The 2,079-nt window shown below is 38.6% G+C and carries 2 protein-coding genes; both read left to right on the top strand.

Going from position 1 to position 2,079, the window contains the following annotated elements; genetic code table 11:
- Nucleotides 1-131 precede the first annotated feature (131 nt).
- On the top strand, nt 132-1,019 hold the full coding sequence (locus CHU92_RS00370) for a NotI family restriction endonuclease (protein WP_094411477.1): 888 nt from the start codon (nt 132-134) through the stop codon (nt 1,017-1,019).
- A gap of 1 nt (nt 1,020) precedes the next feature.
- Nucleotides 1,021-1,929 carry a DNA adenine methylase gene (locus tag CHU92_RS00365; RefSeq protein ID WP_094411475.1) on the top strand — a complete coding sequence of 303 codons (909 nt, stop codon included), beginning with the start codon at nt 1,021-1,023 and terminating at the stop codon, nt 1,927-1,929.
- Nucleotides 1,930-2,079 lie beyond the last annotated feature (150 nt).

Raw genomic sequence — 2,079 nt, 5'->3', positions numbered from 1 at the left:
TTTGGTGCTGATAAGCCGCCACATGCGCCAAGCGCAGGAACGTTAGCACCAATTGTAAAAAGACAGCCGACCATTATCAATCGGTGGACAAAAACCTATCGGCCGATAGAAATATTTTGTAAATTTGCCCTATGGCGACAGACAAGAAAAATAATAATCCTTTAGCGGAAGTTTTTGGCTTCCCAATTATAAATGAGACGGCCAAAGCAAAACGTTACCGTGATAAGAAGCTGTGCCCTTTTAATAACAAGGTTCCAAATTGCACAAAAGACAAGGCAAACGACCCATTAGGAGTTTGCAGTGTGTTTCACAACGACAATCCTGTAATCACTTGCCCGACAAGATTTCGGGAAGATTGGTTGATAATCGAAAATGCTGCGAAATTTGCTTTTGACGAAAAAACCAAATGGACTTCACTTTCTGAAATTAAACTACTTGACAAGAACGGGCAGTCGGCTGGCAACATTGACTTTGTCTTAGTTGCTTACAATGATAAGGGACAACTTATTGACTTTGCTTCTCTTGAAGTTCAAGGTGTTTACATATCTGGCAATCTTCGAAATCCGTTTGACAGTTACATAAACAACCCGACAAGCAAATTTTCTTGGACAACAGGATACAATTCACCAAAGCCCGACTATCTATCATCTTCAAGGAAACGATTAATCCCACAAATGCTATACAAAGGAGGTATTTTCCAAACATGGAAAAAGAAACAAACTGTCGCTTTACAAAAATCCTTCTACGACACTTTACCGAAACTTCCAACGGTAAGCAAAGAGAAAGCAGATATTGCTTGGTTTTTATATGACTTAGTCCTTGACAAAGAAACCAAGCAATATAACCTGACTTTGGTTGATACGGTTTACACTGACTTTGAAGCGGCATTGTTCAGAGTTACAACCCCAGAGCCTGGAAAACTTGAAGATTTTATAAACATTCTTCAAGACAGACTTGATGAAAGATTGGAAGGTAATTCGCCTGACACACCAAGTTTAACCGATATAATCAGTAGTTAAAATGGGTGAGCAATTAACCATATTTGAAAAAGGAACAGTTAAAAAACAACAAACGCAAGTTGTCAATGTTGCATCTGTCCCCCAAAGAAGTCCTTTTCGTTATCCGGGTGGAAAGACTTGGTTAATACCTACTGTTAGAGAATGGCTTCGACAAGACAACAACAAAAAGAGTTTAATTGAACCGTTTGCTGGTGGTGGTATTGTTAGCTTGACAGCCGCCTTTGAAAATCTTGCTGACCATATAACAATGGTTGAGTTAGACGAAGAAGTTGCAGCAGTTTGGGAAATAATCCTAAACGGCAAAAATGAATGGCTTGCTGACAGAATTTTAAACTTTGAACTATCACACGAAAACGTAAATAAAGAACTAAGTAATCCAAACAAAGAAATTAAAGACATTGCTTTTTGCACCATTCTTAAAAACAGAGTTTTTCATGGTGGTATTATTGCCAAAGGTTCTGGAATGCTCAAAAATGGTGAGAATGGAAAAGGAATTGCTTCGAGATGGTATGCAAAAACACTTGCCGACAGAATTAGAGCAATAAATTTCATCAAACATAAAATTCAATTCCTACAGACTGACGCCTTCAAAGTAATTGAGCAAAACAGCGACAATAGAAACGCATATTTTTTCATTGACCCTCCTTACACTATTGCAGGTAAACGACTTTACACATATTTTGACATAGACCACGAACAACTTTTTTACTTGACATCCAAAATTCAGGGAAAGTTTATGTTGACATATGACGACACAGAAGAAATCAGAGCATTAGCAAACAAATACCATTTGGCATTCCGAACAATACCAATGAAAACGACACATCATTTGGAGAAAAACGAAATAATAATTTCAGACAACTTCGACTGGTGGACAAGAACAACTGGTGCTAACAGCGGTTTGGCGTAATGGCGGGTGCAGTACTTCGTATGACAGTTTTGTGGTAGGTTCAAGTGCAGTTCTTCGTATCAACATTTGTGGTAAAAATCGCCACCTTCGCCAAGCCGCCAACCGTTAGCGGTCAGGCTATGACGAAACGCCAACAACAGACAATAAATT

Origin of the sequence: Flavobacterium cyanobacteriorum, assembly GCF_002251835.1 — a bacterium.
GTDB classification, from domain to species: Bacteria; Bacteroidota; Bacteroidia; order Flavobacteriales; family Flavobacteriaceae; genus Flavobacterium; species Flavobacterium cyanobacteriorum.
Note: the sequence above shows the minus strand (reverse complement) of the source record. Positions and strands in the feature narration are given on the sequence as shown.

Coding starts and splice junctions, on each gene's coding strand:
- CHU92_RS00370 (WP_094411477.1), top strand. CDS start 132: ATGGCGACAGACAAGAAAAATAATAATCCTTTAGCGGAAGTTTTTGGC.
- CHU92_RS00365 (WP_094411475.1), top strand. CDS start 1,021: ATGGGTGAGCAATTAACCATATTTGAAAAAGGAACAGTTAAAAAACAA.